Source organism: Lacticaseibacillus zeae DSM 20178 = KCTC 3804, assembly GCF_000260435.1.
GTDB lineage: Bacteria > Bacillota > Bacilli > Lactobacillales > Lactobacillaceae > Lacticaseibacillus > Lacticaseibacillus zeae.
In genome coordinates this window covers 37105-53118 of the sequence record NZ_BACQ01000079.1, presented here as the reverse complement: position 1 = coordinate 53118, position 16014 = coordinate 37105, and the positions used below count along the sequence as shown (strand labels likewise).

Below are 16014 nucleotides of genomic sequence, written 5' to 3'. Positions count from 1 at the left end.
GTATCATGTCAACAACTTTTTAGAGTGAATATTTATTCAATCCATTTCAATTGCGACTTCATCATACGAGTCGTTTATTTCATCCGTCAAGAATCGACGTCTTTGTTTTGACAACAACAAGTATCATACCAGCACTTCAACAATCTAGTCAACAAAAAATTAGCAGAAATTCAAAGAATTACCAATTCCGATAAATGGCGAACGTTTTAATCCGATTTGTATAAATATTCGCATTTATCGCGAACAATATGCAGTAAAATGCGTTTAAAGTTCATTTAACTCATGACGCTTACAGTCGGATATGTAGCTGTTTGCGCTGACTACTGTGGAAAACGGCCACTGAAAGTATTTTGCCACGTCAATTTCCAAATACCTAACATAATAAACGCCACTTCATTTAGCCGCCAAATCTCGGTAATCACCCTACTTAGCTAAGCGATCTAAGTTGTCGATATCAGGTCATCATTAAAATGTGCGGTACCTGCGTTTATATCAACTTTACAAATCATCAGTCAAACATTCTCGCACCATGACTCGTCATTGACATCCGACTAACTTCCTACAAAGCAACCGCACAAGTCAGTTTGCTTTCAACGGCCCTGCCCTTCCTCTCACTTACCGCGCCTTCACGCTTTTACAATTGCTTACCGCCTCAACGAAAGAAAGAGGCCACTCATTTTTGAGTGGCCTCTTCGTTTAAATGTTCAAGTGCTTCAGCGACCCACCCATCTAAGTGGGCGGCAATCGGTGCAAAGCCGGTGTGAAATTTACGACTTGTCCAATAGTGCTTACGGCGACGCTTCTTACTTAATTTAGGCGGCGCCTGTAAAGCACGCAAAGATAAACTGATTTTATGGGTATATTCGTCGATGTCCAAAATCACAACTTCAACTCGCTGGCCGACGGTAAAAATATCGCTGGTGTCCTTGACGTAACCATGCTGGCATTCTGAGATGTGCACTAATCCTTGCGTGTGCTCATCCAGCATCACAAACGCCCCGTATGGTTGGACGCCGGTGACTTTGCCAGTCAAGATATCTCCTATGCGATATTCCATTCTGACACTTCATTTCATTGGATTTCTCTTTAAGTATACCCTAAAAATCACTTGCAACCAATATCAGTCTTGAATCGTCAGTGCATCAATCGTCACAGGCTCAACTGGCTTGTCGTTGGCACCCGTTTTGACTTTGCTGATCTTCTCGACCACTGACATTCCTGACAATACCTGTCCGAAAACGGTATGGCGATGATCAAGCCATGGCGTCCCGCCTTGTTGGTAAGCGTCAATAATCGGTTCCGGGAACCCGGCTTCGCTTAATTGAACCTTCATGCTTGGGTCCAAATGCGTATTGGTCACGATGAAAAATTGACTGCCGTTCGTATTGGGACCAGCGTTGGCCATTGACAGGGCACCTTTCAGGTTGAAAAGCTGATTCGAAAATTCATCCGCAAACGGCTTCCCCCAGAGGCTTTCTCCGCCCATGCCGGTACCAGTCGGATCACCGCCTTGAATCATGAAGTCTTCAATGACCCGGTGAAAAATGACGCCATCATAATAGTTCTTTTTAGCCAAGCCGACGAAGTTTTCAACGGTTTTGGGGGCTTGTTCTGGAAATAGTGCAATTTCAAATTGCCCTTCGCTGGTTTTAAAGATTGCTTTTGGGCCTTTGAAATCGGCCAGTTCTAATTGTGGATAGTCCATGTTCGTTCTCCTTCTTTAGTCAAATAACGTGCATCGTTCTAGGCGTAGTATACCAGCATCGGCAACTCGCGCCAATTAAATGAATAGACGGAACCCTTCTACAACCTTAACGTTGGCATTAAAAATCAGTTGCTACGCTTTCTACACTTTTCCCCCAATTATCGCAACGCACGCGCTTTATGGCACTTTAATCTCCCTAAATTGCCGGCACTCTCCGCCTTCGTCAACTTGGTAACTATTCGCAAAATATGGTAGGGTATGAACGTCATACTATATAGAAACGGAGCATTGCAAATGTCAGTGCAGCATGTATATGAAATCACTGTGATTGGTGGCGGGCCTGTTGGTATGTTCGCCGCCTTTTATGCTGGCTTGCGTCAGGCAGACGTCTTATTGCTTGAGAGTCTGGACGAACTTGGTGGCCAAACCGGTAATTTATACCCAGCCAAAATTCTTTACGATATTGGCGGCTTTCCCCACGTCAGCGGAAAAGATCTGGTTTCACAGCTGAAAAAGCAACTGATGCATTTTCACCCAGATGTCAAAACCGCTACGGAAGTGCAAACGATTGATGAAGCAGAAGACGGGACGTTTATTCTGCATACGAGTCAAGGCGACTTCCGCAGCAAAACCGTCATCGTTGCGACAGGTGGCGGGCCCTTTACGCCGCGTAAATTGGCCGTTGATTACGATCCGGCATTAGAAGGCAGGCAATTGTTTTACTTTGTTCAGGATCTGGAGACCTTTCGCGATCAGGACGTGGCGATTGCCGGCGGTGGCGATTCAGCCATTGACTGGGCTTTGGCGCTGGAGCCGGTGGCCAAGCATGTCAGTCTGATTCACCGGCGCGCTAAATTCAGGGGCCTCGAGGCAAGTGTGGCAGCACTTGAAAAAAGCAGCGTTGCCATTCATACGCCTTATTTGATTGAGGCGGTTAAACAGGAAAATGACAAGCTCGCCTTGCAGTTAAAGGAAGTTCGCGGTGACAATGAGCCGGTTTTAACAGTCGATAAGTTGCTGGTTAATTATGGTTTTGTCACCGACAAGCGCCATCTCCAGGCTTGGCAGTTTAAGACCGATCGTAACGGCATTCTGGTTGATTCCCAGATGCAAACCAGTCGCCCAGGAATTTTTGCTATTGGCGATGCCGTCAGTTATGCGGGAAAACTACCGCTGATTGCCAGTGGCTTCGGTGAGGCACCAACGGCCATTAACGAAGCACTTAGCCGGCTTTATCCGGAACGGCGGCAAGCGTTGCACAGTACCCAGCTTTATCGATAAAAATCAGCCTTACCCCCACCCAGCCTAAAGGAAAGCGTGAGATTATGACCAATGAAGAAAAGCTTTATGAACGGACGATCCAATTGTTGCATGAGCGCGGCGTTAACTTAAGCGACATCGGCGAACTTGTCATGTTTTTGCAGGAACGTTTCATCCCTAACTTAACCATTGAAGAAGCAACGCAAAACGTTCGAATCGTTTTGCGCAAACGCGAAGTGCAAAATGCGGTTATGACCGGTATTGCACTGGATAAGGCAGCCGAGGCCAACCAGCTTGAAGAGCCTTTGCAGAAAATTATTGCCGAAGACGAAGGACTTTACGGCGTCGATGAAGTCTTGGCCTTTTCTATTGTCAATGTTTATGGATCAATTGGTTTTACCAATTACGGCTACATCGATCGGATTAAGCCAGGCATACTGGCCAAGCTTAATGCCCACGAACCGGGGATTATCCACACCTTTCTTGATGACATCGTGGGGGCCATGGCGGCGGCCGCTGCAAGTCGACTGGCGCATTCGCATCCGGAAATCGAAGACGACATTTATTGACGTTTTTCTAAAATTTGCCTTTGTTTCATGAAATTTTCATATTATCCCGTATAATGAAATGTAAATTCATTAAAGGAGCTTACCCAATGACCCAACTGTTTGATTTCATCCTGCATATCGATGAGCATTTGATCACCATCGTTAATAGCTTCGGCCCTTGGACCTATGTCATCCTCTTTGCGATGGTCTTCATCGAAACAGGGGTCGTTGTTTTTCCCTTCTTACCAGGAGATTCACTGCTGTTTGCCGCCAGTGCTTTGGCCGCCAACGCTGCTTATAACTTAAACGTCTGGATCCTTTTCGCAGTCTTTTTGGCTGCCGCGGTTTTAGGCGATACGGTGAATTATGAAATTGGTAAACGCGTAGGGTCGGCCGCTTCTACCGGTAAAGGCTGGTTTGGCCGCCTGATCAACCGCGACAAGCTGCTGCAGGCCGAAGCGTTTTTTGACAAGCACGGCGGCAAAACCATTGCGATTGCCCGCTTCATGCCACTCATTCGGACATTTGCACCGTTTGTGTCAGGCGGTTCGCGGATGCATTATGGTAAGTTCATCCACTATAATTTATTAGGCGGCTTCCTCTGGGTTACCTTATGTGTACTCGGCGGCTTTTACTTCGGCAACGTAACGTTCGTCAAAGAGCATTTTTCGTTAGTAGCGCTTGGCATCGTTTTGATTTCACTCTTGCCAATGGTCATCGCTGCCGTTAAAACCCGCACTGCTAAAGTTGTGGATCGTTAAACCAATCATCAAATTTTCTAGGTATGCAAAAACGCATGCTCCCAATGTCACAACGATATTGGGAGCATGCGTTTTTGATTTTTAAAATGGTGACTGACGCTGGGCATCTTGACGACCGCGCCAGATGCCCCATACCATGATCGCCTCGAATAAGGCAAATGCCGTGAGAAAGCAAAGCATGAAGAAGCCTTCAGGTAAAACATTGATGATCGGATCTGTCCCCGGATCAAACAGCCAGTCACGATTGCGAAATAGAACCTCATGGAAAATGATGAAGAAACGATCAAAGTTAATGCTTAGCAATCCGGTTAAAATGATCGGCACCACCGCCCCGATCATAAACGGCCGGACCAGCAAATACCGCTTCTTGGCTGCTTTAAGCTGACGCACCCACTGAATGGCAAAAGGAATCGTCACAAGGGCAATCACAAGATCCAAAATAAACAAATGGCGCACATCGGCAAAATGAAGCGCGCCATGCAGGCTTGTGGGGAAATCCTGCATATGCAACGTACCAATCCACGGCAAGTCTAAGTATGCCATGAGTTGCAAATAATTATGGTACAACCGTCCCAGCGACATGGCAGCGATTTGCGGCAGGTTATCCATATGGGCATAAATCGGGAACGTCAGCAGCGTGCTCAAAATCGTCACGAAAATGACCCCACTAACAATCGCTAGCCAAAGCGTCAGCCAATGAACGATGCGTTTCATTTAGACCTCCCAGTCCGTCAAGGCATCAATCTGATGCGTGGGTTGTTGGACCTGCTTGGAAACATAATCACGGGTAGAAACGCCGGTATAGACTAAAATCGTATCGATCCCGGCATTCAACCCTGCCTTAATGTCGGTGTTGTAATTATCACCAACCATGGCGACAGCGTCTTTTGGCAACCCCATCTTCTTCAGCGCTTTTTCCATAATCGTCGGTTCGGGTTTGCCAATATAAAACGCCCGTTGCTGCGTACTGCGTTCCACTAAAGCAATCAGTGACCCTGCTCCAGGCACCAAGCCGCGTTCATTGGGCAGATTGGTATCCGCATTAGTCCCGATAAATTTAGCGCCGCGTTTGATTGCTAATGTGGCTAACTCAAATTTATGGTAAGTCACGTCATAATCCAGCCCGACTACCACATAATCCGGATCAACTTCATTCAACCGCAATCCCGTATCCAAAAGCGCCTGCTTCAGCCCCAGCTCACCGATGATATACACTGACTTTCCGGAAACATCGCCATGATTGAGATCAGTCAAATAAGCCGCGGTCGCAAGCGAAGGCGTGTAAATCTGCTCCGGTGCCACATGAATATCGTGATTCTGCGCCAGATTTTTGACCACATCTTCAGGACTTTTCGTCGTATTGTTCGTCAAAAATAAAAAAGGAAGCCGCGCCGCCTGTAGCCGTTCGACAAAGTCTTTAGCTGCCGGAATGCGTTCTTTGCCACGATAAATCGTCCCGTCAAGATCGATCATATAACCTTTATACTTCAAATCTGTCCCTACTTCTTGTTAGTCTCACGTTGACGGATCGTAAAATGCCGCTTGCGTGGTTGTGTTTGATTGACTGTTTTGGCCTGTTCGCCACGAAAATGCGTCGAACGGGTCGTTTTTTCCGTGTATGGCTTGTTTGCCTTGGCATAAGGCTTACGTTTGCCATGATGTTGTCGCTGTGTCGGCTTTGATTGTTGCCGGTGTGCGGTTTTGCCTGTCGCCGATTTTCGCTCCCGGTCGTGCCGCCGATCAGCTACCTTAGTTGCCGGTTTATCCAGACAGGCAAGCACAAAATAAGCACAGCCAAAATTACAATATTCATAGAGGTAATCCTCTAATGTACTAATCTGTTGATCCTTGCTGGCACCGCGGCGATCATCTTTATAAAAACCGCGCAACCGTAACTGGTCGTAACCCCAGTCGCCAACAATATAATCGTACTTATCGAGAATATCGTTGTATCGCTCATTCAACCGTTCAACGTCAAAAGCATCGCGGTGGTCTTTGACGATGCGATAACGGCGGCCATCAATCGTTACCAAGTCGTGGCCGACCTTAACGACGCGTAAATCTTTGGTTGTAGCCTGAGTCAAGGCAACATCAATTTGTTCAGACAATGCTTCGCGTTCAGCCAAGTCGCGTCCTCCTTTTTTCGTACTGGTAAACCAGATAATCCATAGTTCTAAAAGTATAGCATGAATTTATAAAGGAAAAACTTTTGCCATATAATCGCCAACAACCTGCCGGATTAGTTTCGGAAAAAGAAATTCATTGCTGCCCATAATTTCGATAGTTGGGAAGAACGGAATAAACAGAAAGTTATCGACGGTAGCGAAAGTATATTGCCGTTCCGGAACCAATGGATCGCCATGCCACAAAACTGTCCGCTTTTCTCGATCAACCGAAATGCCGCGATAACCGATGTCACCAAAAATTTTGCCGCGGAAGCTCATGCCGATCATGTGAAAGTGGCGGAGAAACATGCGGTTCTTTTCCATTTCCATGATCAGACGCCATAGCTCTTTGCCACTTAAAGTTACTTTTAACAGGTGCATGGGGTGGGGCAAACATGTCAGGAGATCAGCCTGGGTGACAATCCCGGGGCCGAGTGGGATCAGGAAAAGACCGGCATTCAGGATCGCCGCATCGGTTTTGGCAGCATCAGCGACGGCTGCCAGGCCAAAATCAAGTAATGGTGATGGTTGATCATACTGAATCGCCAGGTGTTTAGGCAAGCGGGCAACTTTTTGCTGTTTTAACAAGGCAATGCCTTTACTTTCATAACCTTGAATTTCCCGCGGATCTGCTGCGGCTGCTTGCAATAAAGCGGTTTGAAAGGTTTCGGCACGACGCGTCTGAATTTTGTGGTCATCATCCAGCGTTAACGTAATCTTGCCAACATAATGGCCATACTTTTCGGCGGCAGTTAACAACGTTGTCCCGTGTAATTCGCCTTCTGCAAGCAAGTGATGCGTATGCCCGCCAATCACAACATCAATCTGCGGATATTGCTGGGCTAAATGACGATCAGCCTCAATGCCTAAATGTGATAGCACAATCAAAACATCATAGGTGCCCTCAAGCTGTTTGAGAATCGCCGGAAAAACGTCTGCCACTGTCTTAACCTGCCACCCATTTGGCTGATATGTCAGGAAAAATGGTGCCGTAAAGCCGACAATGGCAATTCGCGTCCCTGCCGGTGTCTGCTTCATGACAATGGGCTTGGCCCAATGCGGACGCGTGCCATCCGGTTCAAACAAGTTGGCCAGTGCAACGGGAAAATTAGCGTGATCGTACAAATGCTCCAACACCTGATGCGGATTGCCGACGCCTTCATTGTTGCCAATGGTCACCGCATCATAGCCGATTTCATTCAACAGCTGAATATTAATCTGCCCGTCCGTTGCTTCGGTTAACGGTACCGAACGATCCATTGCGTCGCCATCGTCAAACGCTAAAACGCTCGCCCCTTCTGCCTGTTCTGCAGCGCGGGTTCCCAACATAAACCGGCGAATTTTCGGCCAGTTTTCAAAGTGGGAATGCAGATCATTCGTGTGCAGAATCACTAACTTTTCCACAAGGCACCTCCCTAATCGGTCTTTCAGGTGACATTTCTAAACTAGTACCCTAGTTTTATCCTATGCCCTGCAAGACAACGGGTCAAACATCACAATGCGCTCAGCGTTCCTTAGCCAACACTGCAGCTTTAAGCCGATAAATCTTGTGTACTTCAGCCGCCGTCAGTGGGGTGCCAAAAGGCAAATGCGGCACTAACAAATCCCGTTCCGGAGCGTCCACGCCTACATTGATATTCTCCGCAATATTGACGCTATTGTGGTGAATGTGGCCGTGTAAATTCAGCGTCTGCTTCACAATACCCATCATCAACGGATAATGCGTCATGATAAACTGCGTATGGTCATCCTTGATAATCGTGCCAACCGAATGGAAGGTGAACTTAGGCAAGCCGTTCACGCCCGGATCATGGCGATGAAGAAATTTAAACAGTGATTCGTAGTCGTGATTTCCTTTTATAAAAACAATCCGGCCGTGCAGCTGCAATAGGATCGCCAACACTTCCGGTGGTTGGGGAAAATGCTCCGGATTCATGGCAATGTCACCTAAATGATAAACGATATCGCGATCATCAACGCGCGCATTCCATGCCTGAATCATCGCCGCGTCCATTGCCTCAACGGTTGGAAACAGGCGCGGAGCAAAATCGTTGTTTCCTAAAAGATCCGCGTGGAAAAAATGCGTATCTGCAATAAAATATTGCATATTACTCCTTTCGGCGATGTGCATGTCTGGTCGTGACCACCCAAGTCGTCATCGGCACAGTCAAAATGACGGCAATAACCGAAATCAAGACCTGCAAGAGTTCGCCAACAAAAATCTTGTTATTAATCACTTGTGAAAATGGATAGCGCAGTGACGCAAACCAGATAAACAGCGAAGAAAAACCGCCAAAAAAACCAAAGAACAGCGTATTTAAAGCAGTCCCGATAATCTCGTGACCCATTTGTTTAATCCCGGTAGCGCTTGCCTGATCCTTAATCTCATCCATTCCGGCTGCAACAGCAATCGCTGCTTCGGCGATCGCTCCAAGCGTGCCTAGCAAGGTGGTCGCAATCAAAATGTGCGGGAAACTGACGCCGATATACACGGAAAAGCCTTCCAACGCCTCGGAATCTTCCGGTCCAAACCCAGCTGTCTGGCTTAACGTCATCGTCAAAAGAATCAGTCCGACTAACAATGTCATAATTAATAAAGACGAGACAAACGCCGGGCCGGCCACAGAAAGCTGACTGGTGCTTAAGAAAATGGTGCTGGCCAATATAATCAGCCCAAAAATAATGGCTACAATAATCGGATTAAACCCGCTGGCCATTAAAATGACGACCAGGATCATTAACAAGGCGTTGACGGCTAAAGCAAAGAAATTTGACAGGCCTTGCTTGCCGCCGACAATAAACATCATGACAAGCAGAACCAAGGCTAATGCAAGAATGGCGTTCATGCTGTCACCTTCTTAATTTTAGCCATCATCGCTGCTATTCCGCTCGTCACCGGCACCGCCAGTACAATGCCAAACGCGCTGATGAGGCTCTGGGCAAATCCCAGCCCCATCACCCAGATAACCGTTTGCGCAATCGAGTTATTATTGCGAATCCACAAAACCGATTCCATAAACGTATCGGCGATGAAAATCATAAACAGAACCGAAATCAGCGGTCCCATGACATTGCGGCCAATAGCCATCCCTGCCCGAAACCGCTCCTTGGCCGTGTCATGAAGCTGAAAGATCGCAACTGAAATATCACTCGCCTCGTCTAGCACAGCGCCCAAAGAGCCGATCACAATTTGACCGAAGAATAAAAGTTGCGGCGTCTGGGTGGCGTATTTGACCTCTTCAAAGTGAATACCGTTGTAATTGGTCAGGGCCATTATGCCATAGCCAAGTGCCACTGCAGCCGCGGTGGCTAACAACGTCCCCAGTGAAATAGTTGCCGCAATCGGCTTGAACCCGACAATGAACACTGCCGTCAAAACAGTGAAAATCACCGCCAAAATAACAAATAGCCACCACGCCTGCCACTGTTTACTACCGATCTCCCATTCAACTGCGACAAAGAAGATTACCGTGTTAAGTAAAATGCTAATGCTCGTTAACCACGCTCGCCGGCCCATGACCAAAAAGATCAAACCAAAAGTCAAGACCAGCAGTGCCGCCAGAATCGCATCCCGTTTCACATTGTTCAAGGTATAGGCGCCTTTATCAACATCCAGGAAAACCTGCTCGCCCACGCGAAGTTCATTATCCAGCGCACCGCTAAACGAGTATGTATTATGCATGGTAATGCGTTTGCCGCGTTTGGCGGTATTCAGGAGACGCACACGAACCTGCTGTTTGATCAGCCGGTCATGGTTTTGATCTTCGTCTTGGTGGTTGGTGGTTTTGACCACTTTAACTGCTTCAACCTGACCCACTGGCTTGGTATAAAAACCGCTGTCAAATTGCATGCCAATAAAAACCGCGATCGCCGCGACGAACGGGATAAGCCATTTACCTAAATACTTCACGCGGATCCCTCGCTTTCATATGCCTTACATTATATAAGTAGCGTCAATGTGACGCAAAGCGCGTGTCCGACCTATCCGCGAAAATTGTCACGCTGACAAGCCCGGTTATGCGATAATCACGGAAATTATTCAAAAAATTGAGGTTTTTATTAAAATCTATCTCTCGAGTGCCGAGCCGGCAGAAACCCTCATCGTCCTATTTTACCCGACATGATTTTGCCGGAGAATCTCATGGTAAGCATCGCGAATCGGGCCTTCCGGTTTGTCCCATTCTTCCCAACTGGTTAAATCAGCCGGCGGAAATTCATAATGCTCGTTGATATACTTTTCATAAGTTGCCACAGCGGTTGAGTGGGCAATGTTCAGCTGAACAATCCGCACCCGCTTAATAAAGCCCTTCATAGAAGCCTTTTCGGCACGGCCATTCAGCATGACGTTCCCCAGTTCAAAATAGCGACTCCCGTCCAGCCGGGTAATTTCCTGAATCAAATCAAAAACCTGATATTTTTCTGCCATCTTTGACGCTCCTTATTTGTTTGCTGATTTCGGTTTGAGTTTATCGTCACGCGGTTGGTGTCTGTCGCTCTGTCGGCAGCGAATGGTTTGTGGTTTGGCATTTCCTTCTATAACGCGCTCCCCGGCGCAGAAGCCTGCGTGTAAGGACCTTGGTCGCAATGACAAAGCCCGCCATTACGCCCAAGGCCACTTACACTCCGACTTCTGAACGCGCCGGTTCGCGCTCACTGTGCTATGTTTGTGGTATGATGTTTTTTTCTGGAAAGGAGCCGCCTGTATGGGCAAACGATTCACTGTGGCAGTTTTGCTGCTGCCATTATTTCTTCTGCTTTCAGGGTTTACGCTGGTTGGCCACCGTGGCGATCCGCTGAACTATCCGGAAGAAACTTTTCAAAGTTTCGATAGTGCTTTTAACAAGGGCGCTGATTATGTTGAACTCGATGTACATGAAAGTGCTGACGGCGTGGTCGTGATCCAGCACGATTCAACGATTCAACGCATGACCGGCGCCAATCTGACCATTGCCAAGAGCACTTTTGCGCAACTTCAGCAATATCATACCAAAAATGGCGAACCGGTTCACAGCCTCGAAGAGCTTTTCGCTCACGAGCAACAGACAAACCACAAATTCTTGATTGAAACCAAAATCGTTAAAGGCGAACCGCATCCCCACCTTGAAGACAAAATTACAGCTTTGATTAAACAGTATCACATGGAAAACCGCGTCATGTTCCATTCATTTTCGGCTGCCAGTCTCAAGCGCTTGCAGGCGGATTTGCCTTCTGTGCCGCGGATTTTAATTGTTGGTTCGCTTAAACGGATCAATTTTGATGTATTGACTTATGTAGACGGCATTAATTTAAGTTCGGATCTGGTGACGCCGCAGCTGGTCAATCAGCTGCATGACCTTGGCAAAAAAGTGTACGTCTGGGATGAGATGAACGAGGATCGTGATCGGTGGACTTGGCTGGTTAACCTCAACATTGATGGTGTCGTGACCAACTATACGAGTCTTGGACATGAATTTCAGGCGCTGAAAGCCGCTTCCGTTACCACCAGTATCAACGATCTTGGCGCTAACTCCAGTGTCTCGGCGCTTCCGGTTTACGAAAACCCTTATCAACCGCTGTTACGTCCTGAACAGTTAGCACCGCAAACCCCAATTGCGATTTCTGCAATGGTCACCATTGCCGGCAACACGTATTATCAAATCGGCGATAACGCGTTCGTGCCAGCTACAACGATCAACCTCGCACCCCAAGCTGGCTGGGCCAGCCTGTTTCTCCACCAAAAAATCGTCGTCACTAGTCGCGGCTTCCATGCCCCGATTTATGCCAACCCGCTGCATCAGCAAAATGTTACTGGGCATGTTGCTGACAACACGCGCGCCCGGGTTCTGGCCGCACGCTACGAAAATAGCCGGCTCTACTTAAAAACCAAAGCAGGCTGGTTAAAAGCCAAAGATGTGCAAGTGTTGCCATCTGCCGAAAACATGGCAACCTGGCTCATGCTCTATCGCAGCATTCCCTTAAAAGAAAAGCCGCTCATCCACTGGGCATTAGGCAATTCGGCATTTGACACCCCCTTGCTTAATGCTCGGGTCACTGAAATCGGTTGAGAAGGGTTACGACATGGGTGTGCTTACAATCGCGTCATGACAAGCTTTTCACCGGATCTTGACCACTTTTCCATTTTCTCCGAATGATTCAGTCGTTTCCGTGGAACAAACATGCTATTCTAAAGACAACGATAGAAAGAAAGTAGGTTAACCTCATGGCAATTAATTGGCAGCAGGAAGCAGAAAAATTAGAACCCCAGCTTCTTTCTGATCTCACGACACTGTTGAAGATCAACTCCGAGCGCGATACCGCGCACAAAACCGCAGAATATCCCCTTGGACCCGGTCCGGCAAAAGCGTTGGATGCCTTCTTGGCAATTGCCGAGCGGGATGGTTTTAAGACGCTCAATGTGGACCATGTTGCCGGTCGGATCGAGTTAGGCAGCGGTCCTGAAACTTTAGGACTATTTGGGCATGTCGATGTTGTTCCCGCCGGACCCGGTTGGCAAACCGATCCATTTGACCCGGTGATTCGCGATGGTAAGATTTACGGTCGTGGCACCAGCGATGACAAAGGACCGAGCATTGCTGCTTACTATGCATTGAAACTCGTCCGCGATCTGGGCCTGCCGATCAATAAAAAGATTCACTTTATCCTTGGAACCGATGAAGAATCCGATTGGGTTGGCATGCATCGGTATCTCGAAAGCGAACCGGCACCGGATTTTGGCTTTTCTCCTGATGCCGAATTTCCAATTATCAACGGTGAAAAAGGCATTGCCAGCTTCAAAATCGTGCAAAAACCGGTTGCTGCAGCAGAAGCCCAACTGACTTTGAATGAATTTTCGGCGGGTATTCGACCAAATATGGTTCCGCAAGAAGCAAAAGCAACCATTACCGGCGACTTGCCTGAAAGCTTTGCGACTCAAGTCAACGACTGGGCCGATCAGCAAGGTGTCAAACTCACCTTGACGTTGGGTAATCCTACAACGATTGAAATCGTAGGTAAAGGTGCACATGCCCAGGAACCAAAGGATGGCAAGAATGCCGCCACTTATCTGGCAAGCTTGCTAGCTGATCTGCCTTTTGATCCGGCGGGCAAAGCGTATCTGACCATGGTCGCCAAATACCTGCATTTAGATTCACGCGGCCACCACTTAGGTATCAACTACACGGACAAACTAATGGGCGAGCTAACTGCTAGCCCGGATATCTTCACGTTTACCCAGGATGGCGAACAAAGTGTGTTGGTTAATGTCCGTTATCCGCAAGGCACCGATGCTGATAAAATCCGTGATCAAATTGAAAGCGCGGTCGGTGCTGAACAATTCGACGTGACGCTGAGTGGTCATGCACAGGAGCCGCACTATGTTCCTGGTGACGATCCGCTGGTTAAAACCCTATTGCAAACTTTCACTGACCACACTGGTATTGCCGGTCACGAACAAGTCATCGGTGGCGGTACCTATGGCCGAATCATCAAACGGGGTGTCGCTTTCGGAGCCCAGATGCCGGGACAGGAAAATGTCATGCATCAGGCGAATGAGTACATGCCAATTAAAGATATCATCACAGCGGCTGATTACGCCGACGCAATCAGCCGCTTAGTCAAATAAGCTAAGTCTCTGTATTTTTAAAATGTAATCAGTGTTCACATTACTGATAACTGTTCTTGGCAAGTTTTAAAATTCATACTCATGCCTGTGCGCCAGAAGTCTGCCACCTGACTTCTGGCGCACTTGCGATTAATCCCAGAAAGGAAGCTTTCTTATGTTAACGCCTGATAGCTTAGATCCATGGTTAGATGATCCGCACCTGCGCGCAGCAGTGGCCACGCAAGCAACGGTAACCTCGACCAATACGGTTTTAAAACAAACGGTTCAAAACGGAGCAACGTTGCCGCAAATTCTAATTGCCGGTGAACAAACTGCCGGTGTCGGACGCCATGGCAAACCCTTTGCCAGTCCTGCCGATGCCGGTCTCTATCTGAGTTACGCCTTCCACCCGCAAATCAGCCGTGCCTTAATCACGCCGGCTGCAGGTGTCGCTTTGCAGCAAGCCATTGAAACCCAATTTGGTATTGCCACCGCCATTAAATGGGTCAACGACTTGCAAAAAAACGGCCAAAAGGTTGCCGGTATTTTGGCAGAAGCATTGCTCGAACAAAATGCTGTGGTGCTTGGCGTCGGCGTTGACATCTTCCCAACCCCGACAGCGCCTTTACCAACCGATCAGCCGATTACCACCCTTCTTGATGAAAAGCCTAGCACCGATCCGCGTCCGGAGCTTGCCGGCCGTTTCTTGACGAATCTCATGCGGTTGTTTGCAAATCCTGACACCATTATGCCGATTTATCGCACGAAGGCTGCCTGGATCGGTCGGCAAATCACGGTTAGCAGCACACAAAACCCGCTGACCGGAATCATCAGCGGGTTCGATGACAATGGTGCCTTGCTGTTAAAAACGGCCCAAGGAACAATGGTCGTCACAACTGGCACCATTCGCTTGGTCGATTAAGCCACACATCGTCTAGTTTGCCAGCAGTAATTTCGTCAAATCACTGAATTCATTCAGCTGATAAGTCGGCGTTATCTGCTCGCGATTAGGTTGAAAATGCGGATTGAACCAGATTGAATCAATCTTGCCGTTGATGCCGCCTTGAATGTCCGACGTCAACGAATCGCCCATAATCAATGTTTCATGTCGATTGAACCGGGGAATTCGCTTGGCAACATAATCAAAAAACGCCACGGTCGGCTTCGGACTCCCGACACTATCGGAAACAAAGATGTCCTCAAAATAATCAATTAAGCCGCTGGTTGCCAGACGCTCACGCTGGACCGGCTCAATGCCATTGCTGACGATAAACAGCCGATAGTCTTTTAAAGCATCCAGAGTTTCCGTCACGCGTGGCAGTAAAATCGCTTCCTGATCCAGAAAATGGTGATATGTCCGTTCAGCCAAATGGGGATCGGCGTTCAAATGATGATGGCGAAACAGCTTGGCAAATCGCACGTCAAACAATTCCGGTCGCGTAATCCGGCCTGCTTCGTAATCACGCCACAGATCAGCATTGATTTTCAAATAACTCGCCTCAATCCGCGGCGTATATGGTAATTTAAGCCTGGCAAACATCTTAGCCAGGCTTTTTAGTTCCCCTGCTTTAAAATCCAACAAGGTATCGTCTACATCAAACAAAATAACTCGGTACATAACTGACTCCTGTTCTCGCTCGCTTATTTTATATAGTTATCAGTCTTGCACAACACAACGCGGGTCGCAAGTGAAGCCGCTTGAACTTATGAATGGTGAGGACAAACAGACAAGTTGGTTTTGAAGTGCGTTCTCGCAAACAGAAACTGGCGCTTTCCACAAACGCATTCTCTGGCGCAGAAGTCTGCGTATAAGAATCTTGGTCGCAATGGTCAAAGACCGGCCCGTTTACCGATGCTCTCCGAAACACGTTCACCGGCGCAGAAGTCTGCGTATAAGGACCTTGGTCGCAATGGCCAAAGACCGGCCATCACGCCCAAGGCCACTTATGCTCCGCTTTCTAACCGGCCACGCTCACGCTCTTGCCAACAGTATTAG

Annotated in this window: 17 protein-coding genes; 6 read left to right on the top strand and 11 right to left on the bottom strand. The window is 47.9% G+C overall.

Going from position 1 to position 16014, the window contains the following annotated elements:
* Positions 1-673 precede the first annotated feature (673 nt).
* Together GSO_RS15015 and GSO_RS15010 are read right to left on the bottom strand one after the other, a co-directional pair.
* Complete coding sequence (locus tag GSO_RS15015) at positions 674-1057, bottom strand: CvfD/Ygs/GSP13 family RNA-binding post-transcriptional regulator (protein ID WP_010493829.1); 384 nt, start codon at positions 1055-1057, stop codon at positions 674-676.
* A gap of 63 nt (positions 1058-1120) precedes the next feature.
* Positions 1121-1705: a peptidylprolyl isomerase gene (locus GSO_RS15010; RefSeq protein ID WP_010493827.1), complete on the bottom strand. Its 585-nt coding sequence runs from the start codon at positions 1703-1705 to the stop codon at positions 1121-1123.
* A 294-nt stretch (positions 1706-1999) separates the two neighbouring features.
* On the opposite strand from GSO_RS15010, the gene GSO_RS15005 reads away from it, so the two are divergent.
* From GSO_RS15005 to GSO_RS14995, 3 genes are all read left to right on the top strand, one after another.
* Entirely contained in the window at positions 2000-2986 is a 987-nt protein-coding gene (locus tag GSO_RS15005) for an NAD(P)/FAD-dependent oxidoreductase (protein ID WP_010493826.1), read from the top strand.
* A gap of 44 nt (positions 2987-3030) precedes the next feature.
* Positions 3031-3534 carry a phosphatidylglycerophosphatase A family protein gene (locus GSO_RS15000; RefSeq protein WP_010493824.1) on the top strand — a complete coding sequence of 168 codons (504 nt, stop codon included), beginning with the start codon at positions 3031-3033 and terminating at the stop codon, positions 3532-3534.
* Positions 3535-3620: 86 nt separating this feature from the next.
* Positions 3621-4274: a VTT domain-containing protein gene (locus GSO_RS14995; protein WP_010493822.1), complete on the top strand. Its 654-nt coding sequence runs from the start codon at positions 3621-3623 to the stop codon at positions 4272-4274.
* 81 nt (positions 4275-4355) lie between these two features.
* Here the strand turns inward: GSO_RS14995 and GSO_RS14990 are convergent, their stop codons facing one another.
* The 8 genes from GSO_RS14990 to GSO_RS14955 form a co-directional block, all read right to left on the bottom strand.
* A complete protein-coding gene (locus GSO_RS14990) occupies positions 4356-4988 on the bottom strand; it encodes a TIGR01906 family membrane protein (protein WP_010493820.1) in 633 nt (210 codons plus the stop codon).
* Positions 4989-5765 carry a TIGR01457 family HAD-type hydrolase gene (locus tag GSO_RS14985; RefSeq protein WP_010493818.1) on the bottom strand — a complete coding sequence of 259 codons (777 nt, stop codon included), beginning with the start codon at positions 5763-5765 and terminating at the stop codon, positions 4989-4991.
* Positions 5766-5773: 8 nt separating this feature from the next.
* Positions 5774-6400, bottom strand: a complete 627-nt coding sequence (locus GSO_RS14980) for a YutD family protein (RefSeq protein ID WP_010493817.1) — start codon at positions 6398-6400, stop codon at positions 5774-5776.
* Positions 6401-6466: 66 nt separating this feature from the next.
* Positions 6467-7843 (bottom strand): bifunctional metallophosphatase/5'-nucleotidase, encoded by a 1377-nt coding sequence (locus tag GSO_RS14975; protein ID WP_010493815.1) that lies wholly within the window; start codon positions 7841-7843, stop codon positions 6467-6469.
* 100 nt (positions 7844-7943) lie between these two features.
* Positions 7944-8546: a metallophosphoesterase gene (locus GSO_RS14970; protein WP_010493813.1), complete on the bottom strand. Its 603-nt coding sequence runs from the start codon at positions 8544-8546 to the stop codon at positions 7944-7946.
* A 1-nt stretch (position 8547) separates the two neighbouring features.
* Positions 8548-9285, bottom strand: coding sequence for a YibE/F family protein (locus GSO_RS14965; RefSeq protein WP_010493811.1), 738 nt, complete (start codon positions 9283-9285; stop codon positions 8548-8550).
* A complete protein-coding gene (locus tag GSO_RS14960; RefSeq protein WP_010493808.1) occupies positions 9282-10349 on the bottom strand; it encodes a YibE/F family protein in 1068 nt (355 codons plus the stop codon). Before GSO_RS14960 ends, GSO_RS14965 begins: the two co-directional genes overlap by 4 nt.
* A 201-nt stretch (positions 10350-10550) precedes the next feature.
* Entirely contained in the window at positions 10551-10865 is a 315-nt protein-coding gene (locus tag GSO_RS14955) for a hypothetical protein (RefSeq protein ID WP_010493806.1), read from the bottom strand.
* 277 nt (positions 10866-11142) lie between these two features.
* Here GSO_RS14955 and GSO_RS14950 point away from each other — a divergent pair, with 277 nt between their 5' ends.
* The 3 genes from GSO_RS14950 to GSO_RS14940 all read left to right on the top strand — a co-directional run bounded on the left by GSO_RS14950 (position 11143) and on the right by GSO_RS14940 (position 14940).
* Positions 11143-12483, top strand: a complete 1341-nt coding sequence (locus GSO_RS14950) for a glycerophosphodiester phosphodiesterase (RefSeq protein WP_010493804.1) — start codon at positions 11143-11145, stop codon at positions 12481-12483.
* Positions 12484-12638: 155 nt separating this feature from the next.
* Positions 12639-14039, top strand: a complete 1401-nt coding sequence (pepV, locus tag GSO_RS14945) for a dipeptidase PepV (RefSeq protein ID WP_010493803.1) — start codon at positions 12639-12641, stop codon at positions 14037-14039.
* 154 nt (positions 14040-14193) lie between these two features.
* Complete coding sequence (locus GSO_RS14940; RefSeq protein ID WP_010493801.1) at positions 14194-14940, top strand: biotin--[acetyl-CoA-carboxylase] ligase; 747 nt, start codon at positions 14194-14196, stop codon at positions 14938-14940.
* Positions 14941-14952: 12 nt separating this feature from the next.
* Here the strand turns inward: GSO_RS14940 and GSO_RS14935 are convergent, their stop codons facing one another.
* A complete protein-coding gene (locus tag GSO_RS14935) occupies positions 14953-15636 on the bottom strand; it encodes a YjjG family noncanonical pyrimidine nucleotidase (RefSeq protein WP_010493799.1) in 684 nt (227 codons plus the stop codon).
* Positions 15637-16014 lie beyond the last annotated feature (378 nt).

What these genes read in the sequence shown, in the direction of transcription:
- GSO_RS15015 (WP_010493829.1), bottom strand. Translation starts at nt 1,057, where the DNA reads ATGGAATATCGCATAGGAGATATCTTGACTGGCAAAGTCACCGGCGTC.
- GSO_RS15010 (WP_010493827.1), bottom strand. Translation starts at nt 1,705, where the DNA reads ATGGACTATCCACAATTAGAACTGGCCGATTTCAAAGGCCCAAAAGCA.
- GSO_RS15005 (WP_010493826.1), top strand. Translation starts at nt 2,000, where the DNA reads ATGTCAGTGCAGCATGTATATGAAATCACTGTGATTGGTGGCGGGCCT.
- GSO_RS15000 (WP_010493824.1), top strand. Translation starts at nt 3,031, where the DNA reads ATGACCAATGAAGAAAAGCTTTATGAACGGACGATCCAATTGTTGCAT.
- GSO_RS14995 (WP_010493822.1), top strand. Translation starts at nt 3,621, where the DNA reads ATGACCCAACTGTTTGATTTCATCCTGCATATCGATGAGCATTTGATC.
- GSO_RS14990 (WP_010493820.1), bottom strand. Translation starts at nt 4,988, where the DNA reads ATGAAACGCATCGTTCATTGGCTGACGCTTTGGCTAGCGATTGTTAGT.
- GSO_RS14970 (WP_010493813.1), bottom strand. Translation starts at nt 8,546, where the DNA reads ATGCAATATTTTATTGCAGATACGCATTTTTTCCACGCGGATCTTTTA.
- GSO_RS14965 (WP_010493811.1), bottom strand. Translation starts at nt 9,285, where the DNA reads ATGAACGCCATTCTTGCATTAGCCTTGGTTCTGCTTGTCATGATGTTT.
- GSO_RS14955 (WP_010493806.1), bottom strand. Translation starts at nt 10,865, where the DNA reads ATGGCAGAAAAATATCAGGTTTTTGATTTGATTCAGGAAATTACCCGG.
- GSO_RS14950 (WP_010493804.1), top strand. Translation starts at nt 11,143, where the DNA reads ATGGGCAAACGATTCACTGTGGCAGTTTTGCTGCTGCCATTATTTCTT.
- pepV (WP_010493803.1), top strand. Translation starts at nt 12,639, where the DNA reads ATGGCAATTAATTGGCAGCAGGAAGCAGAAAAATTAGAACCCCAGCTT.
- GSO_RS14940 (WP_010493801.1), top strand. Translation starts at nt 14,194, where the DNA reads ATGTTAACGCCTGATAGCTTAGATCCATGGTTAGATGATCCGCACCTG.
- GSO_RS14935 (WP_010493799.1), bottom strand. Translation starts at nt 15,636, where the DNA reads ATGTACCGAGTTATTTTGTTTGATGTAGACGATACCTTGTTGGATTTT.